General features: G+C 54.8%; 19 protein-coding genes and 1 pseudogene. 15 read left to right on the top strand and 5 right to left on the bottom strand.

Annotated features, from left to right (window positions below):
• Positions 1-98 (top strand): annotated as a pseudogene (locus PY793_RS11100) (IS5/IS1182 family transposase); the annotation flags it as partial.
• Here the strand turns inward: PY793_RS11100 and PY793_RS11105 are convergent.
• A complete protein-coding gene (locus PY793_RS11105) occupies positions 88-1809 on the bottom strand; it encodes a putative bifunctional diguanylate cyclase/phosphodiesterase (RefSeq protein WP_275178080.1) in 1722 nt (573 codons plus the stop codon). The pseudogene PY793_RS11100 and the gene PY793_RS11105 sit on opposite strands and share 11 nt — an antisense overlap.
• Positions 1810-1811: 2 nt before the next feature.
• Positions 1812-3365, bottom strand: coding sequence for a globin-coupled sensor protein (locus PY793_RS11110; RefSeq protein ID WP_275178081.1), 1554 nt, complete (start codon positions 3363-3365; stop codon positions 1812-1814).
• A 235-nt stretch (positions 3366-3600) separates the two neighbouring features.
• Between PY793_RS11110 and PY793_RS11115 the strand changes: the two genes are divergently transcribed.
• Both PY793_RS11115 and glsA read left to right on the top strand, forming a co-directional pair.
• Positions 3601-4182, top strand: a complete 582-nt coding sequence (locus PY793_RS11115; protein ID WP_275178082.1) for a recombinase family protein — start codon at positions 3601-3603, stop codon at positions 4180-4182.
• Between the two features lie 967 nt (positions 4183-5149).
• Complete coding sequence (gene glsA / locus PY793_RS11120) at positions 5150-6178, top strand: glutaminase A (RefSeq protein ID WP_275178083.1); 1029 nt, start codon at positions 5150-5152, stop codon at positions 6176-6178.
• A gap of 78 nt (positions 6179-6256) precedes the next feature.
• On the opposite strand, the gene PY793_RS11125 is transcribed toward glsA, so the two are convergent.
• Positions 6257-6733 carry a YaiI/YqxD family protein gene (locus PY793_RS11125; protein WP_275178084.1) on the bottom strand — a complete coding sequence of 159 codons (477 nt, stop codon included), beginning with the start codon at positions 6731-6733 and terminating at the stop codon, positions 6257-6259.
• A gap of 196 nt (positions 6734-6929) precedes the next feature.
• Between PY793_RS11125 and PY793_RS11130 the strand changes: the two genes are divergently transcribed.
• A complete protein-coding gene (locus tag PY793_RS11130) occupies positions 6930-7256 on the top strand; it encodes a hypothetical protein (protein WP_275178085.1) in 327 nt (108 codons plus the stop codon).
• A gap of 64 nt (positions 7257-7320) precedes the next feature.
• On the opposite strand, the gene PY793_RS11135 is transcribed toward PY793_RS11130, so the two are convergent.
• Positions 7321-8064, bottom strand: a complete 744-nt coding sequence (locus PY793_RS11135; RefSeq protein WP_275178086.1) for a class I SAM-dependent methyltransferase — start codon at positions 8062-8064, stop codon at positions 7321-7323.
• Between the two features lie 108 nt (positions 8065-8172).
• Between PY793_RS11135 and PY793_RS11140 the strand changes: the two genes are divergently transcribed.
• Entirely contained in the window at positions 8173-8913 is a 741-nt protein-coding gene (locus PY793_RS11140) for a glycosyltransferase family 2 protein (protein WP_275178087.1), read from the top strand.
• Here the strand turns inward: PY793_RS11140 and PY793_RS11145 are convergent.
• The gene (locus PY793_RS11145) at positions 8843-9529 is read right to left on the bottom strand and encodes a COG4648 family protein (protein WP_275178088.1); all 687 of its coding nucleotides are present in this window, start codon (positions 9527-9529) and stop codon (positions 8843-8845) included. The genes PY793_RS11140 and PY793_RS11145 overlap by 71 nt on opposite strands.
• A gap of 16 nt (positions 9530-9545) precedes the next feature.
• On the opposite strand from PY793_RS11145, the gene PY793_RS11150 reads away from it, so the two are divergent.
• The 10 genes from PY793_RS11150 to PY793_RS11195 are packed head-to-tail and all read left to right on the top strand — an operon-like array spanning position 9546 to position 19726.
• A complete protein-coding gene (locus tag PY793_RS11150; protein ID WP_275178089.1) occupies positions 9546-9845 on the top strand; it encodes a phosphopantetheine-binding protein in 300 nt (99 codons plus the stop codon).
• 5 nt (positions 9846-9850) lie between these two features.
• Positions 9851-11512, top strand: coding sequence for an AMP-binding protein (locus PY793_RS11155; protein ID WP_275178090.1), 1662 nt, complete (start codon positions 9851-9853; stop codon positions 11510-11512).
• Positions 11496-12398 carry an LpxL/LpxP family acyltransferase gene (locus PY793_RS11160; protein ID WP_275178091.1) on the top strand — a complete coding sequence of 301 codons (903 nt, stop codon included), beginning with the start codon at positions 11496-11498 and terminating at the stop codon, positions 12396-12398. Before PY793_RS11155 ends, PY793_RS11160 begins: the two co-directional genes overlap by 17 nt.
• The gene (locus PY793_RS11165; RefSeq protein WP_275178092.1) at positions 12395-12970 is read left to right on the top strand and encodes a LolA-related protein; all 576 of its coding nucleotides are present in this window, start codon (positions 12395-12397) and stop codon (positions 12968-12970) included. The genes PY793_RS11160 and PY793_RS11165 overlap by 4 nt, the downstream gene beginning before the upstream one ends.
• A complete protein-coding gene (locus tag PY793_RS11170) occupies positions 12967-15297 on the top strand; it encodes an MMPL family transporter (protein ID WP_275178093.1) in 2331 nt (776 codons plus the stop codon). Before PY793_RS11165 ends, PY793_RS11170 begins: the two co-directional genes overlap by 4 nt.
• Positions 15298-15299: 2 nt before the next feature.
• Positions 15300-16490 carry a beta-ketoacyl-ACP synthase gene (locus PY793_RS11175; RefSeq protein WP_275178094.1) on the top strand — a complete coding sequence of 397 codons (1191 nt, stop codon included), beginning with the start codon at positions 15300-15302 and terminating at the stop codon, positions 16488-16490.
• Entirely contained in the window at positions 16490-17281 is a 792-nt protein-coding gene (locus PY793_RS11180; protein WP_275178095.1) for a beta-ketoacyl synthase chain length factor, read from the top strand. Before PY793_RS11175 ends, PY793_RS11180 begins: the two co-directional genes overlap by 1 nt.
• Positions 17275-17745 carry a hotdog family protein gene (locus tag PY793_RS11185; RefSeq protein WP_275178096.1) on the top strand — a complete coding sequence of 157 codons (471 nt, stop codon included), beginning with the start codon at positions 17275-17277 and terminating at the stop codon, positions 17743-17745. The genes PY793_RS11180 and PY793_RS11185 overlap by 7 nt, the downstream gene beginning before the upstream one ends.
• Positions 17742-18461 (top strand): 3-oxoacyl-ACP reductase FabG, encoded by a 720-nt coding sequence (gene fabG / locus PY793_RS11190; RefSeq protein WP_275178097.1) that lies wholly within the window; start codon positions 17742-17744, stop codon positions 18459-18461. Before PY793_RS11185 ends, fabG begins: the two co-directional genes overlap by 4 nt.
• Complete coding sequence (locus tag PY793_RS11195) at positions 18458-19726, top strand: tryptophan 7-halogenase (protein ID WP_275178098.1); 1269 nt, start codon at positions 18458-18460, stop codon at positions 19724-19726. The genes fabG and PY793_RS11195 overlap by 4 nt, the downstream gene beginning before the upstream one ends.
• Positions 19727-20195 lie beyond the last annotated feature (469 nt).

Here is a 20195-nt window from a genome sequence, read left to right on the forward strand (position 1 = left end):
ACTGGCGACGTGTTGCGACCAGATATGACCGTTGCGCTCACACCTTCATGTCCGCAATCCATATCGCAGCAAGCTTCATCTTCTATCTTAAAGAATGAGTCCTGAGCCTAGCGTGTTCAGGACTTCAGGAATTTTCCGGATAGCCGGGTATAGATCTTCCAATGCACACGCCTTGCTGAAAAGCCAGCCCTGAAGAGAGTCGCAATGCATATCCAGGAGTATCTTCGCCTGTTGCGCCGTCTCTATGCCTTCTGCGGTAACGGTTTTTCCCAATCCATGAGCGATGTCGATGACGCCGCGCACGATTACATAGTCTTCTGACAACATTTCGATATTCGACACAAAACGGCGATCAATTTTCAGGCGGTCGATCGGAAATTCGCGCAGATGCGTCAGTGACGCATAGCCGGTGCCGAAGTCGTCCAGCGCTACTTCAACGCCGACGCCGTGTAACTGACGCAAACCTCGTTCTACCCGTTTCTGATCGTCACCCAGTAACATGGTTTCGGTGACTTCGACACAAAACTGCTCGGGATCAATGGCCGTCTGGGCACAGCGGTTGAAGAACCGTTCCAGAAAAGCATCCGATCGGAAGTCTGCATTGGTCAGGTTGATTGCGACCCTTCCAAAGCAAATGCCTTTATCACGCATGATCACCATATCATCGAACACGTGTTCCAGCATATAAAGGCCGAAAATAGCGCATGTGGCCGGATCGGTGAGAGCTATATGGAAGTCGGTAGGACCGATAATGCCGCGCTGGGGATGATCCCAACGGGCAAGAGCCTCGAATGAGATTGCTGGATTGGACGCAGGATAGAAGACCGGCTGGTAGAAAAACACGAATTCTTCGCGCCGAAGCCCAACACTAACATCAGATAAAAGCTGGGACTTTTTTTTAACAGCCTCCATATTTTCATTATTGAATACTTCAAATCTGTCACGCCCCAGCGTCTTGGCGCGATAGAGCGCTATATCGGTGGCTTGTAACAGACTAGCTGCATCTGTTCCATGTTGGGGGAAAACTGCGCAGCCCATGCTGGCCGAAAAGTAGTGGGTTATCGAGCCGATCGTGATCGGGTTGCGAACGGAATCAAGAATTTTTTCACAAAGTTTTCTATTATCAAATGAATTTTCTCGATCAAGGACGATCCCAAATTCATCCCCTCCCAAACGCGCGATAAAGACATGATCATCCACAATGGCACGCAGGCGCGATGCAATGACTTTGAGTAGGTAGTCTCCCATTTCATGACCGAATGAATCGTTTATTTCTTTGAAGAGGTCGATATCAAGGATGGCCAGATGGAACGTGCCTGACTTTTTGGCGCTTCGGCTGATTGTATCTGCCAGGTGTTGGGAAAACCGTCTGCGATTAGGAAGATCGGTCAAAAAATCAGTGTTCGCAGTTTCTTCAAGGCATCTTATATTGATCTGAAGTTCTTCCTCCAGTTCTTTTCTTTTGGTAATGTCAAAGCGAATGGCAACGTAACCGTCGATTTTGTCTGTACCTGCAACGTGGGGAACGATCGTCGTGTCAACCCAGTAGAGGGAACCATTCTTTCGTCTGTTGCATATTTCTCCATGCCAGATATGCCCGGCCTTGATCCTTTGGTACATCAAATGGAAAAATTCTTTGTGATGTACTCCCGAACGCAGAATCCTGTGGTTGGAGCCAATTAATTCTTCTTTACTGTACCCGCTGATTTCACAGAATTTCTTGTTTGCAAATGTAATGGTCCCGTGCGCATCTGTCATGACGACAATGGCGGCATTATCAAGCGCATATCGGATGAAGCTTTCCTTCATGCTTATCCCCGACGATTATAATCGTTTGCGCTGACAAGCCTTAATGGATGGTTTGTTTTTTTGCCAATACTGCTTGCAGGTTCAGCCTGAGTTCTGAACGATGCGACCGACTGCGCCAGTTCGTCAGCTATTGTGACCAGCTTGTACGCGGCGGCGGCACTTTCCTCAGCGATGGCCGTGTTCTTCAGCGTGGTCTGTTCCAGACTGCGGATCGCGATTTTAACCTCATCCAGACCAGCAGACTGAGCCTGTGATGCTGTGGCGATGGTGGTGATGACACCGTTCATATCGCTGACCTGAGAGGTGATACGCTGCAAGGCTTCTCCCGCCCTGTGAACTTGCGTCACGCCAGACATTACATCCTCGGCGGCTTTGGTAATCAGATTGGCAATTTCCTTGCTGGCATTTGTCGAACGCTCTGCAAGCGCACGAACCTCACTGGCGACTACAGCGAAGCCACGACCGTAATCACCAGCCCTCGCGGCTTCAACGCTTGCATTCAATGACAAAATGTTGGTCTGCATGGAGATTTTGTTGATCACGCTTATAATATTCGAGATTTCCTGAGAGGATTTCTCGATCCGACTGATCGCTGCGATCGCCTCGGCCACGATCTGGCTGGCCTGCTCTGCGTCGGATTGCGCGGATTCCGCCATAAGACGGGCTTTGACCGTCTCTCCGGCCGTTTCGGAAGCGCCAAGAGCAATCTGTGTCACGGCTGCCGACATTTCTTCCTGTGCGGCAGCCTGCTGTTCGGTGGCCTGAGACAGGCTGTCCGCTCCTTGGCGGAACCCATCCGCGTTTGCCATGACGTCATGGGTGGACTGTGCGATCCGGCTCATGCTCTGTGCGAGTTGCTCGGCAGATGCATTGAACCGCTGCTTCAAGGAAGCCGAATGTTCTGGCAGGACCTCAGTTACGCGATAGGTGAGGTCCCCGTCAGCGAGGGATGTCAGCGCGGCATTGAGCGCGGAGAGAACAGCCTGATCGTCCCGCACTCGCCGTTCCTGCTCCGCGAGCAGTTTGGTACGGTCGGCTTCTATGGCTTCCAGGTAGAATGATACGGTGAGGTCGATTTCCGTGAGAACGGCCTTGCACAGACTGCTCACGCTTTCGGCCAGACGCTTCCGTCTCGATGATCTGGAGAGCAAACCGACACGTTTTCCACCATCTTCTTCGATAACGGATCGGATAAGGCGGTCAAGAATAATCGTATAAGCACCGATATACCATTGCGGTGTCAGACCGATCCGGGCATGCACTTCCCCGATGCTACGGACCTTTGCCACGTAAGCATCATCAAAACGCGCGTCCATAATGGTCTGCCAATGCGCCATCTGGGCCTGTTTGGCGTGCTCAAGCTTGGCTTCTGAGGCAAAAAAACGGCTGACTTCAGGCGTTCTGCGAATATGGGCGTAAAGAGTCTCGAGAGCATCAGGCAAAGCCTTGGCAAGAGGAGTGCGAAGAGCGCGCAGGGCCTGCAAATCCTCCGCATCCATTCCGATAAAATCATGTCGGCGCTGAAGATCAGCTAGACTATACTTGTCTTGTTCCACTTAGGCTTTCCAATCTTATTCATTTTCCGACAATATACTTCAATCGTCCAACTCTCACTGTTGGTCAGGCCATAGATTGAACCCCAGTCCTCGTTACCAATGCAAAGCCTTGCAGAACGGTTATCTGTTCTTTGATTATTCCCTATAGCGGTTCATAATCGGTGGTTTTTGACCCCTCGGACATGTGCCCTTACGAGCGTTTGTTCCATTGGATCGAAAACGGGGTTTTTGACGCATGAGATATGGCTATGCGCGGGTATCGACTGATCACCAGTCAACGGACGCACAACTGACGGCCCTTCGTCATGAAGGGTTGACCGATGATCAGATCACTCAGGATGTTATTTCAGGTGGTATCCCCGCCCTGATGCGACCCGGGATGTCTTCGTTGCTTGACAGGCTTCAGGAGGGCGACCACTTGATCGCCGCCAAGCTGGACCGGCTGGGGCGTGATACCATTGATGTTATGGGATTAATTAGAATTCTTAACGAACGAAGGATTAATCTGCGCATTCTCAATATTGGCATCGAAACGAATACGCCAAACGGTCGGTTATTCCTGACAATACTGGCGGGATTTGCTGAATTTGAACGTGAGATCATCCGCGAACGCACTCTTGCAGGCCTGGCCGCGGCCAGAGAGGCGGGTATCAAGCTGGGGCGACGCCCCAAATTGTCGATGCGGCAGCGTGAGCACGCGATCGAACTGTCTCAATCAGGCCTATCGAACCGGAAAATTGCTAATCTGTTGGGTGTGTCAGCGTCAACGATCCAGCGCTTGGTATACCCACGATTGCACCAAAAACTGGCTTTTTGACGCGGGGCATGTCTCACAGAGAACAGCAGTTTAATGAAGACATGACAGTTATCTTGACTTGAATCCGAAAACCACCGTTTTTGAACTGCCTCTGGTTTGGCGGAGAGTAAACCTCTCAGGGGATGAGCCTTATGGTAGAGAAGTAGACAATATCGCGTTATTTGCTTGCGTCCCGTGAGCGTGCTGTGCGCTGACCTGACGAGCATCGACTGGATTATCCGAGCCTTTCAGCGGCCTGTTGTGAAATGAGCGTTAAACCAGACTATGCTGCCGAGCCGCAGATGGGGCTGAAGGATGTGATCCGGGGCAGAAAGTTCATCGCGACCCGTCAGGGTCCGGGCTCCCCTGTCTCGATGACAGGGGCAACCAGCAGTTTCGGGGCGAGACTCCCAACCAGACCTGAAATGGCGTGGCTTATGCGACGTTCGTTATTGATGTGTTGCTACGATGTAACGGGCTGTATGGTCTGGAATTAAACCGAGTGTGCGAACTGTCGAAACCGCACGCATGGCTCCATGCCCGCACGAAGATGTCTGGTAAGCAGATGCTCTGCGGATTCGAGATTGCGAAGCAGGCGACAGGCCGTACGCAAGGCATAAGAATCCGGGTAACGTCATGGAATGTATGATGATGGGTTTGAGTCTATTTTCGTTGCTTGGGAATGATGCCAGTGCAAGCGGCTTTATTGTGTTGCAACCTGAAGAATTGAAATATCCGTACACGCTACGGGATATGATCATCAACTGGCCAGACGATATGTGATGTTCTGACATCATTTACATTTTATGAGAAAAAGCTTTGTCAATTAACTCTAGTCCATTGCCCATCACAGAGGGACGGAGATGTGTTATTTTAGACGACTGCGTGCGATTTTATTTCCCGTGAAGTGTGTTGTAATAATGCAGTGCATGAATATTTGTGAAAGATGTATATGATGCCAAACAGATTTCTTATCAGAATATCAACCTTGTTGATATTAACAACAGGATTTGCTGTACTGCCCACGGAGCAGGCAAGTGCGCGCGACAAGCCGCAGCAGGTGTCTTCCGCCGTTATTCAAAACGTGATCGAAGAGGCTTTTGAGAAGTACAGGACGGTTATGGATGGAAAAAATGCCAGTTATATTCCTTATCTGGCCAAGGCGGACGGCAAACTCTACGGCATTGCTGTTGTTACAGTGGATGGTCGGGTATTCCGGATTGGGGATGCGGGGCACCAGTTTCCTGTGGAATCTGTTTCTAAAATTTTTACACTTGCAGATGTTCTGCACAAGCAGGGGGCGGAGACTGTTCTGCATAAGATTGGTGTGAATGCGACTGGTCTGCCGTTTAACTCCGTGCTGGCACTGGAACTGAATAATGACAGGCTGGGTGGCAGCCCGCCCCCAGGTAATCCGCTGGTTAATGCTGGGGCCATTGCAACTGCCAGCCTGGTTACAGGCAGAACACTGGATGCAAAATGGCAGAGTGTTCTGGACACAGCCTCTGCATTTGCCGGGCATACATTGCATCTGAATGATAATGTTTACCGGTCTGAAATGGCCAGTAACCAGCATAATCAGGCGATTGCGATGTTGCTGCAAAGTTATGATCATTTATACGCTGATGTATCGGAGACAGTTGATCTTTATACGCGCGAATGTTCCTACGATGTAGATGCGGTCGACCTTGCAACCATGGGTGCGACATTGGCTAACGGGGGGACTAACCCGCGGACCCATCATGTTGTGGTTGATGCGGCAACAAGCGCCCATGTGTTGGCTGTTATGGCTACCGCTGGTTTGTACAATACGTCTGGCGAGTGGTTGTTCAAGGTGGGACTGCCAGGAAAAAGTGGCGTAGGGGGCGGTATTGTGGCCGTGGTTCCCGGCAAGCTGGCCATTGGTGTTTATTCGTCTCGTCTTGACGCGGCAGGGAACAGTGTGCGTGGGCAGCTTGCTGTACAGTTTATTACCGAAGCACTGGGAGCGAACATTTTTTTGTCAGAAGCACAGTAAAAATTATGGTAATAAGGAAAGTATACATTCTAAACGTTTTTATGGAGTGTATTTGCACAAAACCGGGGGGCTGGTCTGTTACCCGTTGGGAGGTAACAGACGTACCGGCTGTTTGCGGGCTTTGACCACCAGTGTATCGAGTTCAGAAAGAAAACGGGAGCGATCTACTTTGCCAAATGCAGCGCTCCCGGATGTGATCATTCCGGCTGAGCGTAGATCGGTCATAAGGTTTCGCATGGCCAGAGCCATGCCTATGGAATCGCTATCAAGCAACCTGCCTTTATGCTCAAGCACATAAGCGCCTTTTTCCACGCAGCGTGCGGCTAAGGGGATGTCGGCGGTTATGATTATATCCCGGTTCTGGACACGCTCGGCAATCCAGTCATCGGCCACGTCTGGGCCGGAATCTACAACAATGCGCTCGATATGTGGAGAATCTGGTACGGCAATAATGCGGTTGGAAACAACAAAAACATGCAGCTTATAACGTGTGGCGACACGGTACACTTCGTCTTTGACAGGGCAGGCATCGGAATCGATAAAAATACGGATCATATCCACAATTTGCCGCAGCCTTGTCCATGGAGCAAGACGGGCGGATTGGCGGGATATGGAAAACGCTCAGCAGTGCGGGTCAAGCGGGGAGAGTATTGATAATTCAGTATCCCAGATAGAGGGACAGGAAAGGTACACATATCTTGATCAGGAGAGTAAGGATTTCTTGTTGAAATTATATGTGGGAGTTTGATGAATGAAGGCCAATTTCAAGCGTATGACGTGTTATGGGGCGATTTGCTTTGCCGTGCTCGGTTTGGCGGCCGCTGTGTCTCCCGTAATGGCCGATGCGCAGCCGGATGTGAGTGTGGACAGCGCGAAAAACAGCTTTGAAAATGGGCACTCCATGCGCCCACTATGGGTGCTGGTGGCGCAGCGTGGTCCAGATAATGAAGATGCAATGATCACAGCTTCATTCTATACCAAAGCGGCCTGTGAAGATGCATTGAAGTTCTTCCGTGAACAGCAGGAACATCCTAACCGCGAATTTCACGGGGCATGTCTACCGTCGGGAGCTGCCTAACACATGGCCCGCAAGCTGCTTATCCGGTATTACGGACAGGCAGCTTGCGAGGTATCTGTGACGTTTATAACGGCCGCTCGGCCATATAAGCATGAAACACACCAAACGATGTGTGTTTACGTACTTTGCTAAACCCTGCGGATTGCAAGGTATCCAGAATACGGGCTGGAGGTACGCATTCCTCAATTGTATCCCAGTAATAGGCCATAAGCCTCCTGCTGTCCTGCGAGGCGGCAACACCGGATAGCAGCGGTACAACCCGTCCAAGGTAAAAGCGCAGCAGAGGCTGGACAAGGCGGTTGTCAGCGCGCCCGATTTCAAGGATCAGCACATGCCCGCCGGGTTTGAGCACATTCAGATAACCGGCAAATGTTGCTCTGAGGTCATGCACATGCCGTAATGCGTAGCCCATGCTCAGCATGTCCATACTGGCCGGAGCAACCGGCAGGGCCTGAGCGTCTGCCAGAATGACCTGAATGGGCAACTTGTCACGGCATTGGCTGAGCATGCCAGCACTCATATCCAGCCCGATAATGTTGGCTGCATCCGTTATTGTCGCGGCTTCCTGTGCAACCAGACCTGTGCCGGTTGCGACATCCAGCAACACCTGTCCTGCGCGCAGCCCGGCCATGCGTAGCATCCAGCGCCGGTACCACTTGCCTGACCCGAGCGAAAAAATTGCATTGATCCGGTCATAATAACAGGCTGTTTTGTCAAAAATAGAGCGAACAAACTGCCTGTGTTCCCCCTTGGTGCGGTAGTAGTCAGGCAGGACGGGGTGAGGGGGGCAGGGTATGCGCTCAGACATTACCATTTCCAGTGCAATGATCTTGGTGTTCGGTTCTTATCGTAATTGAGGTATGTGGACCAGTCTTGCCATGTTTTATCCTGTTCTGGTCACCCGGGTATGTCTGCCATGTTCCGCTGTGCTGTTCTTGTTCCATCCTATAATTCCGGCCCCTTGCTACGGAGCACGGTCTCTGCCGTTCTGGCCGTCTGGCCGGATGTGGTGGTGGTTATAGATGGCAGCACCGATGGGAGCGAACGCACGCTGGATGATATGCTGCCAGCACATGCGGGGCTTAAAGTCCTGCACCTGGCACAGAATGGCGGCAAGGGGCAGGCTGTTTTGCAGGGGGCGTTATGGGCCATGCAGGCAGGATATACTCATGTATTGACCATGGATGCAGATGGCCAGCATCCTGCTCAGGACGTGCCGGATTTTATATCGCTCTCCCGTTCCGCTCCGCAGGCTCTGGTACTGGGTGTGCCGGTATTTGGGCCAGAAGCACCGGCTCTGCGCGTGTGGGGGCGCAAGTTATCCAATATCCTCATTGGTATGGAAACGGGGGGAGCTGTTAAGGATTGCCTGTTTGGCTTCAGGGTTTATCCGCTCAGGCCTCTGCTAGCAGTTCTTCAGGCATCACGCTTTATGCAGGGGTTTGATTTTGATCCCGAGGTTGTGGCGCGTATGGTCTGGCAGGGAGTGCGGGTGCTCAATAAACCGGCCGTCGTGCAGTATTTCAATGCGGCGGAAGGTGGTATTTCTCATTTTTGTTACGTGCGGGATAATATACGGCTCATTTTTATGCATCTGAGGCTGTTGTTTGCATGGTCGAGGCGTGTGTGTTGCGGAAAGCCGCCACTGTCGTCCTGAGCGATACGTGTTGGAAATTGCGTATGACAAGACGCCTGACTCCAGATTCCACCACCATGAACAGCAGCGCCATAACAAATGTGCCGCCAGATAGCGGCCATTGCCATGCATCTGCCGGACCAAGCCAGAACAGCAGGGGCGGTGTGGTCAGGGCTGCTGCAAAAAATATTGTCCAGAAAACGGTCAGGGCATGTGTATAGCGTGCAATATCCGCGCGCAAAGGGCCATGGACCCGGCTGGCTATAACAGCAACAAAAGGCTGCCGGGGTGGTAGAAGGGAACGGCCAAAAATGAACAGCATCATGCTCAGAGAAGCCGCATAAAGCACACAGCCATCGGCGACCGTTACCTGATGTGGCCAGTACACGGCCAGAGGCACAAGGCAGATGGCCATAACAGTCATTTTTTTAAGATGCAGGCTTAGAAGAGCAAGCGCCATACACTGCATGAGGAGCGAGGTGATACTAATGGGAATTGCTACGTAAGACGCATAGGGTATATGCCCAAGAAGAATTGATAAAGAGATAAGCATAGCGCCAGTGCCACGCCGGAAAGCGGGGTGCTGTTCCAGCCATGTTGGCTTTGAGATAATGCGCGTTTGTGTTAGCTCACTCATGATATCTGCATTTAACATGAGACATGCTGTGAATACGACCCGCTCGACAACATTACAAACGCCTTTTGAGCATGAAGTTGCAGAACGGCTTGTTGCGGCACTTCAGCTAGAAGTTACGGCTGAAGAGATCGCTCCCGAAGCCCCTCTGTTTGGGGAAGGGCTGGGCCTTGATTCCATTGATGCGTTAGAAATCGCTCTGTTTGTCGGGCGCGATTACGGTGTGGCTTTGCGGTCGGAAGACCCAGACAATAAACGGATTTTTAGTTCACTGCGGTCTTTGTGTGCATTTGTGCAGGAAAACCGTACTGCTGGGTGAAGCCGATGCCAGACGCCAGGTTTGACCAGCAATGGCCCGATCTCTCTCTTGTTTATGCTCCGGACCGACCGCTTTTTCTGACTGATCAGGGTATTGTTACCGGCTGGAGTTTTCTGCGTGCCGCGCATGTGGTGGCCGCTTTGCTGCCAGACTGCCCGATTGTACCGGTCTGCTCAGACATAAGCAGTTTTGCACTTCTGCTGGCCGCTACCATGCTGCGAGGGCAGCATGTGCTCCTGAGTAGTGAGCGGAACCCTGCACGGCTGGCAGAACTTGCCTTGGAGCATAACGCTGTCTGTGCCAGCGTTGAAGGGGATTCCGAGAGCGCGCTGCTGGCTGGTGGTGGGTTGATGGTGCCAGATATTCTGGCAACGCTCCCTTCTTCCTATGCGGAAACCCCGTGTTGCCATAATCCTGTCATCAAGCCGGATGCTCTGGTCGCGCTGGTTTTTACTTCCGGCAGTACGGGGCAACCGGTCGGGCATCGTAAATATTGGGGTGGGTTGGTCACACGTAGTGTGACCGCACGCGTTCTGCTGGACCCGGATGATGCTCCTGCCTGTCTGGTTGGCACTGTGCCACCGTACCATATGTACGGGTTTGAAGCACTGGTTCTGCAATGCCTGAATACACGGGTCACTGTGGTTACGGGGAGCGGAGGGTATCCAGCAGACTGGCAGACCAGCCTGAACCGGGCGCTTGCCCCGCGTATTCTGGTCACAACGCCTTTGCAGCTCCGTACCATGCTGCGTTCGGGCCTGACATGGCCCGCCATCCGGCGTGTAGTCTCGGCCTCGGCTCCACTTGCGTCCGATCTGGCTGCTGAGGCAGAGGAGGTTCTGGGGGCAGAAGTGACCGAAATTTACGGTTCGACCGAAACAGGCTCCGTGGCCATGCGGCGAACGGTTAGCGGGGCGTACTGGCGATGGTATAAAGGTGTCACCCCACATGAAAGGGGAGAAGGGATTGAAATTTCAGCACCGGGTGTACCGAGCTATGTGCTGGCCGATTTTATTCAAACCCGGGACGATGGTACATTCCTGCTGCTGGGGCGGATGAAGGATGTAGTCAAACTGGGTGGCAAGCGGAGCTCGCTCGCTGCACTGAATGCCGTATTAAACGCCATTCCTGGCGTGGAGGATGGCGCATTTCTTCCTCCTGAGGGTGATTCCACCAATATTCTGGCGCGGATGCAGGTTTTTGCCGTATCCTCCACTTTAACTGACCAAAACATTCTGCGGGCCTTGCGGGAGCAGATTGAGCCGGTTTTTCTGCCTCGTAGTGTCAGGCTGGTGCCTGCCTTGCCCCGTAATGCCTTGGGCAAGCTGACCCTTAAGGCGTTGCGCGCAATGGCAGGGCAGGTCATGCAGGAGGAGGAGGCGGGGTCTTTTACGCTGCCTTCCGATCATTCCTGCCTGCCGGGCCATTTTCCTGGCAATCCGGTCGTGCCGGGTATTTTGCTGCTTGAGGCAGGGCTGGAACAACTGGGGCAGACTGGCCTGCATGTGGATATGGTCAAATTTCTGCATCCGGTTCTTCCGGGCCAGAAAGTGGTCTTTCAGGTCCGGAGTTCTGGCTCGGTTGTGCGTCTGACAGCCAGATTGAATGATCAGCCTGTCATGCGGGTCGTGCTAAAGGCAAAACAAGAGCATGCCACGCAGAGCTGACAGGCGCTGGGTTGTGCCGGAACGGGGGAGCCGGTTTGCCATGCAACTGGCTCTGCTTCTGGCCCGCAGGGTTGGAAGGCCGTGGCTGGAATGGCTTCTTGGTCCCATTACGCTTTATTTTTTTCTGCATAACGGGGCAGCCCGCCGGGCATCGCGTGTTTATTTACGCCGTGTTTTGCCGGTTCGTCCTTCAGTCATCATGATTATGCGGCACATGCGGTGCTTCGCGCAGGTTGTGCTGGACCGCATTTTTTTCCTGCAAAACGCCATAGACATGCCGCATGTGCGGGTTACGGGGCGGGAGAATTTTTTACAGACACTGGCTGCCGGGCAAGGATGTCTGCTGCTGGGCGCGCATATTGGATCGTTTGAAGCACTCAGGGCTTTGGGGCGGGAGCATTCCATAACATTGCGCATGCTCATGTACCGTTCCAACCTGGGCGGGGCAACAGATGTGCTGGAGGCGCTGGACCCGACCTACCTTCAAACCATTATTGCCATCGGGCAGGTGGATACCATGCTCCGTGTTGCAGAAAGTCTGGAGCGGGGGGAAGTGGTTGGTATTCTGGGGGACAGAACGCCTGATACGGGCCGGTGTATCAGCGCAAAAATGCTGGGAGGGGATATTTATCTGCCGGAAGGGCCTTTTCGGCTGGCGCTGGCGACAGGGACCCCCATTGTGCTGGTGAGTGCCATACGCGGGGCAGATGGTATTTATGATGTAAGTTTTGAGCCGTTTGATGTGCCTTACCCCACCTCCCGGCAGGAACGGTCCGCTTTTGTGCAACATGCGGTGGAGCGATATGCCGGTTGGATGGAGGCGTTGTGCTACAGGCATCCGTTCTCATGGTTTAATTTTTATGATTACTGGGGAGACCTGCCATGAAAATTTTTTCTCTTCTGGCGGTATGGGGGCTGCTTGCGGGCATGGGGCAGGCATGGGCGGTCGATAACGGAGCCGACCTGACAGGGCAGATCATTGCACATCTGGGGCAGGTGCCCGAGCGCGTTCAGCCGTTTCATGAACAGAAGGATATGGCAGTTCTCACGCATCCATTGCTTTCCAGCGGTGTGCTGCTGTTCCATCGCCCTGCATATCTGGAAAAAAACACGCAGCATCCCCACCCTGAAAAACTGGTGATCGACGGAAGCATGGTGTCCATCCAGCGGGGGGCCGGACGTGTGCATAATGTGCTTTTGTCGCAAAGCCCAGCGCTGGCGCTGCTGGTGACAACCATGCGCGCTCCACTGGCAGGGGACATGGTAAGCCTGATGCATGATTACACCTTGAGCGCGCAGGGCGATCTTGGTGCATGGACGCTTAATATGGCCCCCGCTTCACCGCAGGCGGTGCGTCTGGTACGTCTGGTCGTGTTGAAGGGGCGCAATAACGCCATAGAAAGCCTGAAGATCGTGCAGGCTAACGGGGATGTACAAACCCTGACCCTCGACCCGTGAGGCCGCGCAGAAAACCGGGGGTTCTGGCCATTGCGCTGGCGGCTTCGGCCCTGTTTGCGGTGCTGGTGTTCCTGAATATCCCGTTACGGATGGACATGGCGGGTTTTTTGCCCAAAGGACATGATGATGGAACACGCTTTTTATTGCGTGAAGTGCAGGGAGGTGTAGCAGGCACTGTCCTCATGCTGGGTGTGGAGGGAGCTCCCGAGCCCGAGCTTGTAAGGCTTAGTCTGGGCCTGCACGCAGCCCTTGCGGAGGATGCCCAGTTCGTTTCGGTCCTGAACGGTGTTTTTGCCACGGATCAGGCCGAGGCCCTGCGTGCTCTTCTGCTTGCACATCGTTACCAGCTTGCCCCCGATAATGCCGTGCGCAAACTGGATGCGCAGGCGCTGGAGCAGGCGTTTTCCAGTGTTCTGGATGGGCTGGATTCTGCTGCTGGACCTGTGTTGTCAGATGCGCTCCTGCGGGACCCGACAAATGCCTTTATGCAGACGGTCCGCGCATTGGAGCCGGATGTGCGTGTCAGAGTGGTGCAGGGCGTCTGGTTTGCGCCGGATCGGTCACGCGCCCTGCTGTTGTTGCGCACGCAGGCACCGGGTATGGACCTTGCCCGGCAGACGCGCGTGGAGCAGACCATAACTGCGGCATTTGCAGCTTTGCACCCCGGTCAGGCCAGACTACTCATGAGTGGTCCATCAGTTTTTGCCGTGTCCAGTGCAGCGGGCATGCGCAGCGATGTGGATATGATGGCGCTGTGCTCCTTTGCGCTTGTTGTGGGTATTCTTTACTGGCGGTTTCGTTCCCTGTGGGTGCTGGCAGCTATTGGTGTGCCATTTTTGCTCTCACTGAGTGTTGCCATGCTTGTTGTGCGGCTGGTTTTTGGTTTTGTACATGGCATTGCATTCGGCTTTGGCATGACCATGCTGGGTGTGGCGCTGGATTACCCGGTGCTGCTGATCGGGCACCGTGATCATGGTGAAGGCCCACAGGCAACCCTGTGTCGTATTGGCCATAGTTTGCGGCTGGGCGTTGTAACGGCTGTGCTGGGGCTGACCGGTATGGTGTTTTGCGGTCTGCCGGGGTTGGCCCAGTTGGGCATGTTTGCCGCCGTGGGGCTTGTGGTCGCTGCATTTGTTACCCTGCGCATCATGCCCGGACTGGTCGTGGCGGCAGATCTGGCTCCGCATGTTAGCGGACCATCCAAAGCTCTGGCTTTGGCTGAAGGCTGGCGGCGTTACCGGGTTATGATTTGTCTTCCCGTTATGCTTTGCGCCATGGTGTTATGGCGTTCCCCTCCGGTTATGGACACGCGTCTGACAGCCCTGAGTCCTCTGCCAGCAAAAACCCTGCATCTGGACGACTCATTACGTCGTGACCTGGGCGTGCCGGACTCTTCGCTCATGCTTGCGGTTTCGGGGGGGAATGCGCAGACGGTGCTGGAGCGGGAGGAAGCTCTGACGCCAATATGGACGCAATTGCAGCAAAAGGGCGCTCTGGTCGGTGTGCAGGAGGCTGCACGTTTGTTGCCTTCCGCGCAGATGCAGCGTCGCCGGGTCAGTCAGTTGCCGCCCCCCGCCATGTTGGTGGCTGCCATTGCACAGGCAAGGGAGGGATTACCCTTCCGCGCCACAGCGTTTGATGCCTTTGTGGCCGATGTGGAGCGTGCGCGGCAAATGCCCCCTTTGTTACCGCAGGATATGCTGGGTACACCGGTGGGGGCAGCAATGGCTCCCTTGTTATTTGTAAGGGGTGGGCAATGGTTTGGTCTTGTTTTTCCTGAAAATGTGCGGGACCATCAGGCCATAGAGCGCGCGTTGGAGGGGCAGTCCGATGTTCTGGTGCTGGATATGCGCAAGGAGGTGGACGGCCTGTCCGCCTACCATACCGCCCGGACCCTGCGCTGGATGGCGGTCGGGAGTGTGCTTGCGCTTGCGGTGCTGCTGGTTGGCCTGCGCAATGCAGGGCGCGTGTTCTGCGTGATCGGAGCGGTAGGAGCGGTGCAGATAACGGTGCTGGGGGTGTTTGCCTTGCTGCATCAGCCGTTAACGCTCATTCATCTGATTGCCCTGCAGTTTGTTCTGGGTGTTAGTCTGGATTATGCGCTGTTCTTTGCACGTCCCCAGCTGGACGCGGAAGAACGGGCCAGAACCATGCGCACATTGCTGACCTGCAATGCCATGACCGTGTTGACTTTTGGTCTTCTGGCACTCTGCCAGACTCCATTGCTGCGTGAAATTGGGGTAACAGTTGCATTTGGTGTTGCGTTGGCCATGATCTACGGCTTTCTTCTGGCTGGACAACGCCCGAATATTGGACCTCCCGACTGACCATGAAACCACTCGCCATAACTGCAGGAACAGTCTTGAGCGCAATCGGGCAAGGACTGGCGGCCACCGAAAACGCGCTGCTGTCGCGCCGCTCGGGGCTGACGCCATGTGACTTTGCTGGAATAACAACAGGCTACGTAGGCTGTGTGCCACAAGCCGGTGCTCATGTTCTGGAAGGTGCTGCTCCCGGTTTTACCTGCCGTAACAATCAGTTGGCGGATATGGCCTGTGCGCAGGACGGGTTTGCGCAGACGGTACAGAATGCCTGCCAGTTTTATGGTGCCCACAGGATTGCCGTGGTGCTGGGCACCTCCACGTCTGGCATTCTTTCAGCGGAAGATGCCTATGAGGCACTAGACCCGGTGACCGGGTTCCCGCCTAAGGAGTTTGATCAGGCGCATACGCAGGATCTGTTTTCTCTCCCCCGGTTTGTGGCGGCCCGGCTGGGGCTTGAGGGACCATTACTGAGTGTTTCCAACGCCTGCGCATCCTCATCCCGTGCTTTTGTGGATGCCCGTCACTGGCTGGAAGCCGGGCTGTGTGATGCTGTGGTGGTTGGTGGGGCGGACAGCCTGTGCCGCATGACTTTACGGGGGTTTGCCGCCTTGGGGCTGGTCAGTGCGGAACCAACCTGCCCGTGCGACGGGCAACGCGCGGGTATTTCTGTAGGGGAAGGAGCGGGCTTTGTCCTGCTTGAGCGCGAAGGAGAACGCCCAGATGCCGCGGTTATGGGTCGGTGGGTTGGTTATGGTGTGAGCAGCGATGGCCACCATATGTCTTCGCCCGACCCGCTGGCGCGCGGAGCTGTGGCCGCCATGCGTCAGGCGCTGGAACGGGCCGGGCTGGATACAGCACAACTGGACTATATCAATCTGCATGGCACCGGTACGGTTGTGAATGACGCCATGGAAGACCATGCGGTGCATGCTCTGTTTGGCCGTAACGTGCCCTGCTCTTCCACCAAGGGCTGGACAGGCCATACTCTGGGAGCTTCAGGTATTATCGAAGCCATGTTTGCACTTGTTATGATGCGGGCAGGGTTTGCGCCGGGCTGCCTGAATGTGCGCCAGATTGACCCCACATTCAGGAGCCATGTGCTGACAGAGACACTCCATAGGCCGGTCCGGCGGGTAATGAGCAACGCTTTTGGTTTTGGCGGAACCAATTGCAGTCTGATTTTTGAGAGCGTGTGATGCAGGTTGTTGTTCAAGGGGTTTCGGTCTGGGGGCCGGGTCTGTCTGGCTGGCTACATGCCGCGCGTATTTTGCGCGGGCAGGAAGATTGGGTATCTGCGCCAGTACAGGTGCCTCCTGCCGCCTGCCTGCCTGCCAATGAGCGGCGACGGTGTGGCCCGTTAACCCGTCTGGCTATTGCACTGGCGGAGGAAGCCTGCGCGCAGGCGGGAGTGAAGGCGGCAGACATAAGGGGGGTATTTGCCAGTTCCAATGGAGATGGCGCCGTGGTGGATAGTATTCTAACCGCGCTGAGCACACCCGGAGGGGAGGTTTCTCCAACCCAGTTTCATAATTCGGTACATAATGCATCTGCGGGGTACTGGACCATAGGGCATGCAAGCCTGGCCCCTGTTGTAGCGTTAGGGTGTTATGACTGGTCCTTCGCGCAGGGTCTGCTCAAGGCGGCTGCCGAATGTGTGGTGGAAAATACCCCTGTACTGTTTGTGGCCTATGACATGCCTATACCCGGGCCAATTGGCAAAGTCCGTATTACGCAAAACACGTTTGGCTGCGCTTTTGTGCTGGCACCACAGGCTACGCAGCACGGGCTTTGTATGCTGGATATAACCCACGCCCCAGAAGCCATGGTGCAGGAGACAGCTTTGCCCCCCCACCTGGCAGAACTTGCGCGAGGCAACCCCGCTGCAGGTGGGCTGGAATTGCTCCAGAAGATTGCCTGCGGGCAGAAGGGCACTGTGTATCTGGCCTGCCAGCCGGGGACCATTCTGGTGGAGGTAACGCCATGTTAGAGCGTGTAAAGCTGGAGCGTGTGGATATTCTGGCCTTAATTCCGCATCAGGGTATGAGCTGCCTGCTGGACACATGCTCTTCCTGGTCGGATGCTGCATTGCGTGCGCATACAGCGGCCCATTTACGCCCTGATAATCCTTTGCGACATGGGGGGCGGCTGGGGGTGCTGATCGGGGCCGAAATGGCCATGCAGGCCGCAGCTCTCCACGGTGCGCTTACAAAGCAGACCATGGCCGGAACGGGCGGTTATCTGGCAGCCCTACGGGACTTGCAGGCGCAATGCGACAAGCTTGATTGTGCAGATTATGGCCTGTTGCAGATTGATGTCCTGCGTGAGCAGGTTGATAGCGCTGGTATGGTCTATGGTTTTTCTGTTCATTCCCAGCCGGGGGATTTGCTTTTGCAAGGGCGTGGCACGGTCATGTTTGAGCGGGTTGCTGCTGGCGCAGGGGCGGCGGAATGAAGCGTGCACTTGTAACTGGTGGTAGTAGCCCGATTGGCGCCGCCATTTGCCATAAACTGGCGGGGGATAGCCTGCATGTTGTAGTACATGCACATTCTTCACACAGCAGGGCTCTGGAGGTTGTGGAGCACATACAGGCCGAAGGTGGCTCTGCTGAGGTATGGTGCTGTGATCTGACAGATGCGGACGCGACCAGGCAGGGTCTTGCCCCGGTGCTGGAAGCAGGCGTTCCGCAGATTATCGTCCATAACGCAGGCACGCATGATGATGTAACGCTGGCTGGTATGGCTCAGGCCCAGTGGCGGGATGTTCTGTCAGTTTCACTGGATGGCTTTTTTAATGTGGTGCAACCACTGCTGTTACCCCTGACCCGTACCCGCTGGGGGCGTATTATAGCCCTGTCGTCCGTTACAGCACGGATGGGGAACAGGGGGCAGGTCAATTACGCTGCGGCAAAAGCCGGACTGGAGGGCGCAGTACGCTCCCTTGCGCGCGAAGTCGGCAGCCGGGGCATTACGGTGAACGCTGTGGCACCGGGTATTATTGCCTCCCCCGCCACGGCAGCGATTTTGAGCGAGGCGGATATTGCCGCTGTAGTTCCGGCCCGCCGTGCAGGGCAACCGAAGGAAGTAGCTGATCTGATAGGGTTTCTGGCCTCGGAACAGGCTGCCTACATTTCGGGGCAGACCATTGGGGTTAATGGGGGTATGGCATGAGTGCTTCGGATATGTCCGCGCGGGAATGTGATGTTCTGGTTATTGGCGGCGGACCTGCGGGGAGTACGGCCGCCACGCTGCTGGCCCGGCAGGGTGTGTCGGTCATTATGCTGGAAAAAGACCCACATCCCCGTTTCCATATTGGTGAATCCCTGCTGCCTTGCAACATGGATATGCTCCGTGACATTGGCGTGCTGGACAAGGTGCGCGAGATCGGGGTGTTTAAGCCCGGTGCTGAATTTGTATCGGACCGGGGGGAGGGGCGGCTGGCTTTTCCCTTCAGCCATGCCATCAGCCCGAAGGATACGCATGCGTATCAGGTCAGGCGTTCGGAGTTTGATGAAATCCTGTTCCGTAATGCTCAGGCTCATGGGGTGGAAGCCCTTGAAGGTCTGCGTGTAACAGAAGCCCGTTTTACGCCCCGCCAGCCAACACAGGTTGTGGCACAGGATGAATCAGGGCAGGCATACACTTTTATGCCCCGCTTTGTGCTGGACGCATCCGGGCGGGACGGATTTCTGGCACGGCGTTTGCATACGCGCCACGCTGATAAAAATAACTCCACTGCTGCCATTTTTGCGCATTTCCGCAACGTTGAACGCCGTGAAGCCGATATGGAAGGCTATATTTCCATCCATCTGGTGGATGACGGATGGTTCTGGATGATTCCCCTGCGGGACAACATTATGAGTGTTGGTTTTGTGGGGGACAAAAATGCTTTTAGTTCCTATACCGGTCCAAAGATCGACCTGTTCTGGAAAAAGGTGGCGGAAAGTCCAAGTGTTTCACAACGTCTGGCTCCAGCGGAACAGATCGGGGAACTGACAACAACGGGAAATTACTCCTATTGTGCGGACAGGACATGGGGACAAGGGTATTACATGATCGGAGATGCCTTTGCATTTCTGGACCCTGTGTTTTCATCTGGCGTGCTGCTGGCCATGAAGAGTGCTTACCGCGGGGCGCGGGTCGCGCAGGCATGGCTGCGTAGCCCGGCACAGGGGCGCAAGGCTGCCCGGCATGAGGAATACTGCACACGGCGGGAAATGCGCCGCGTGGCCTGGCTGATTTACGGGATTAACGACCCCGTACAACGGGAACTGTTTCTTAACCCCCGGAATGTCCTGTGGATGCGTGATGCCATTATCTCACTGCTGGCAGGGGACTTTGTGGGGCGTTGGCGGGTGCAGGCACCTCTTCTGGCGTTTCGCTCCGTGCTGGCTGCCATGCGCTGGAGATGGGCGAAGAGGCAGGCAGCAGACTAAGCCCCTTTTCCACAAGAGCCTGCTGGGTGCCGAGCCATACGTAATAGGCTTTGTAAAACGCAGAAAAATCCGCAGGCTCTTTTTTCAGCCACTCGGCAAGAGGCCGACGTTCTGCAGCGATCTGTGCGTAAAGAGCCTGATACCAAAGCAGGTTGGCGCGCAGGTCATGGTAACGCGGCCGTGCCAGATAGCGCGTGAATGCCCGGTTGTAATGGCCTAGCAGCGGGTCATCGTAAAAAATAAGAGAGAGGCTGGTGTTGTAGACCGCATTGGGGGTCTTTACGGGGCTGGAGTCCAGAATAATACCTGGCTCATCCGGTAGCCATCCATCATTCAGCAGGGTCTGGCGGGTCAGCGGGTCGTGGAACAGGCTGTGGAGATCCCCCGGTTTGTGGCGGTTCGTCCGGTCCAGCAGGTTGACCACCTCATTTTTGGGAACAGGAAAAGTCAGCGCTGCCTGAAGAATGAA

The sequence above is a fragment of the Acetobacter fabarum genome, from assembly GCF_029069195.1.
Taxonomy (GTDB): Bacteria; Pseudomonadota; Alphaproteobacteria; order Acetobacterales; family Acetobacteraceae; genus Acetobacter; species Acetobacter fabarum_A.